The sequence below is a fragment of the Streptomyces sp. 150FB genome (genome assembly GCF_000818195.1).
GTDB lineage: Bacteria > Actinomycetota > Actinomycetes > Streptomycetales > Streptomycetaceae > Streptomyces.
The window spans coordinates 506,573-509,782 of the sequence record NZ_JTHL01000001.1; the positions used below are offsets into that span (position 1 = coordinate 506,573).

Annotated in this window: 2 protein-coding genes and 1 pseudogene; 2 read left to right on the top strand and 1 reads right to left on the bottom strand. The window is 72.2% G+C overall.

Translation table 11 applies throughout. The features are described 5' to 3' along the window. On the top strand, positions 1-1,512 hold a 1,512-nt coding region (locus QR77_RS02035), incomplete at its 5' end, for a TIGR03767 family metallophosphoesterase (protein WP_040019378.1). 118 nt (positions 1,513-1,630) lie between these two features. Continuing rightward, entirely contained in the window at positions 1,631-2,887 is a 1,257-nt protein-coding gene (locus QR77_RS02040) for a DUF4032 domain-containing protein (RefSeq protein WP_040019379.1), read from the top strand. Between the two features lie 37 nt (positions 2,888-2,924). On the opposite strand, the pseudogene QR77_RS48100 reads toward QR77_RS02040, so the two are convergent. Further along, positions 2,925-3,210: pseudogene (locus QR77_RS48100) on the bottom strand (monooxygenase); the annotation flags it as partial.

Sequence of the window (3,210 nt, forward strand, 5' to 3'; positions counted from 1 at the left end):
TCCCTCGCCACCCCGCGCGGCGGCGCCGCGGGGTACCGGAGGCTCGGCGACGGCCCCGGCTGGGACCGGGTCGTACGGGAGCAGCTCGCCCCTGCGGGCAGCCGCCGCGCTCAGCGGCGTACGGTGCTCAGCTCCTTCGTACAGCTCACCGATCTGCACCTGGTGGACGTCCAGCACCCGGTGCGCACCGAGTACATGCGCTCGCAGGGCCTGTCGTCGTGGCGGCCCCAGGAGGCGCTCACCGTGCCGGGGGCGGTGTCCCTGATCGAGCAGATCAACGCGCTGCGGGCGGCCCCCGTCACCGGCGCGCCGCTCGCCTTCGCCGTGACGACGGGCGACAACACGGACAACAACTCCCGGGCCGAACTCGACTGGTTCCTCGGGGTGATGAGCGGCGGCCGGATCACCCCCAACACCGGCGACAGCCGGAACTACGAAGGGCCGCAGAACTCCGGCGAGCGGCTGTACTGGCACCCGGAGGACGCGCGCGGCGACACCGACAAGAACCTCGGCTACCCGCGTATCGACGGCTTCCTCGCCGCGGCGATCCGCTCGGTGAACAGCCCCGGTCTGCGGATCCCGTGGTACTCCACCATCGGCAACCACGACACGCTGGCCAGCGGGGCCATCGCCGACCGGTCCGGCTTCCTCGCCGACTTCGCCGTCGGCGACCGCAAGCTGTACGCCATCCCCGACTCGGAGGCCAGAACGCTGGCCGACATCCTCGCCAAGGGCAGCAAGCCGGGCGGCGGCGAGCTGGTGGACCTGCTGCGGCACGAGAAGAGCCGGATGCGGGCCGTCACACCGGACCCGGCCAGGGCGCCGTTCGGCCCACGCGAGTACCTGACGGCGCACCTCGACCCGGCGCGTACGGGGGCGGGTCCGGTCGGGCACGGCTACACGGCGGCCAACCTCGACAGCGACACCCTCTACTACACCTTCCCGATGGCGCCGAACGTGCTGGGCATCAGCCTCGACACCACCGACCGCGGGGGCCACTTCACCGGTTCGCTCGGCACCGCGCAGCTCAACTGGCTGGAGCGCACGCTCAAGGAGCACCAGGACGACCACGTCGTCGTCTTCAGCCACCACAACAGTTGGACGATGACCAACACGCACCCCGACCCGGCGACGGGCGAGGCCCGGCACAAGGGCGAGGAGGTCGTCGAGCTGCTGGGGCGCCACCGCAATGTGCTGGCGTGGGTGAACGGGCACAGCCACCGGAACGCGATCCTGCCGCACGGCACCTTCTGGGAGATCTCCACCGCCTCGCACATCGACTTCCCGCAGCTCGCCCGCGTCATCGAGATCACCGACAACGGCGACGGCACGCTCTCCCTCTTCACCACCCTGATCGAGTCGGCCGCGCCGCACAGGACCGACTTCGCCGACCTCTCCCAGACCGGTCTTGCCGCCCTCTACCGGGAGCTGTCGTTCAACGCGCCGGGCTCCACCAGCAAGCCCGCGGGCAAGCACGGCGACCGCAACACGGAGCTGCTGCTGCGCCGCTGACCTGCCGGTCGCGGGCGGCCGGCCCACCGCGGCCGACGCGCCACCGGGCACACTGGTGCGGGCGGCTCCGGGTCCGGACACCGCCCACGACCGCCCGACGACCGCCTTGGGAGCCACGATGGCGCTACAGATCAGCGCGACCAATCCGGAGCAGCCGGCCCTGCTGCTGGACCTGCCCTGGACCGTTCCGCTCGACGAGTGGCCCGAGGAGTGTCTGGTGGCGCTCCCGCGCGGTATCTCGCGCCATGTGGTGCGTTTCGCCTCGGCGGGTCCCGAGGTGGTGGCGGTCAAAGAGGTCAACGACCGGGTCGCGGTACGCGAGTTCGGGCTGCTGCGCGATCTGCACCGGCTCGGCATACCCGCCGTCGACCCGGTGGCCGTGGTGACGGGCCGGACGGGCCCCGACGGCGAGGCCCTGGAGTCGGCGCTCATCACCCGCCACCTCAAGGGGTCGCTGCCCTACCGCTCGATGTTCGAGTCGACGATGCGGCCCAGCACCGTCAAGCGGCTGATGGACGCGCTGGCGGTGCTGCTCGTACGTCTGCACCTCGCCGGTTTCGCGTGGGGTGACTGCTCCCTGTCGAACGCGCTGTTCCGGCGGGACGCGGGCGCCTACGCCGCGTACCTGGTGGACGCCGAGACGGGCGAGATCCAGCGGAACCTGAGCCAGGGCCAGCGCGACTACGACATCGAGCTGGCGCGGATGAACATCTCCGGCGAGCTGATGGACCTGGAGGCCTCCGGCGCACTGCACCCGTCGATCGATCCGGTGCCGTTCGGGGCGGCGATCGTGCGACGGTACGAGGACCTGTGGCACGAGGTGACGCGCGAGTCGGTCTACCCGGTGGACAAGCGCCACCTCATCGACCGCCGGATACGCCGGCTCAACGACCTGGGCTTCGACGTCGCCGAGATGCAGATCGAGAGCTCGCCCGAGGGCGACACGGTGACGTTCCTGCCGAAGGTGGTCGACGCCGGCCACCACCAGCGGCAGTTGCTGCGGCTGACGGGGCTCGACGCTGAGGAGAACCAGGCGCGGCGGCTGCTCAACGACCTGGAGAGCTGGATGGCGGGCGAGGACGACTACGCCCCCGGCGACCCGCTGGGAGCGCGCCCCGAGGTGCTGGCGCACCGCTGGGTCCGCGATGTCTTCAGGCCGACCGTACGGGCCGTGCCGCTCGCGCTGCGCGGGGAGATGGACGCGGCGCAGATCTACCACGAGGTCCTGGAGCACCGCTGGTACCTGTCGGAGCGGGCCGGCCACGACGTCGGTCTCGACACGACGATCGCGGACTACATCGCCGACGTACTGCCGCACTCGGCGACGGCGATGGCCCCGGCGGGCGCGTCGGACGGGACGACGGTGTCACCGTAACCCGCTGTCCTCGTCGCCCTCGCCGCTCGCTCCGCGCTCACTGGAGCGCCCGTACGACCCCGGTGAAGACCGCGGGCAGCCGGGCAGCGGCGGGCACGATCAGGCGGGCGCCGGCCGCGTGGCCGCTGAAGCGCAGCAGACCCTCCGTCAGCAGCCGGTGGCGTCGGGACAGGGCGAGCCAGCGGCGGTCGTAGTCCTGTGGCCGTCCCTCGCGCAGGCAGCGCACCGCCGCCTCGGCCGACGCGAGGGCGAGGGCGACACCCTCGCCGGTGAGCGCGTCGACGTACCCCGCCGCGTCGCCCACCAGCAGGACCCGCCCGGCG

What these genes read in the sequence shown, in the direction of transcription:
- QR77_RS02040 (WP_040019379.1), top strand. Translation starts at nt 1,631, where the DNA reads ATGGCGCTACAGATCAGCGCGACCAATCCGGAGCAGCCGGCCCTGCTG.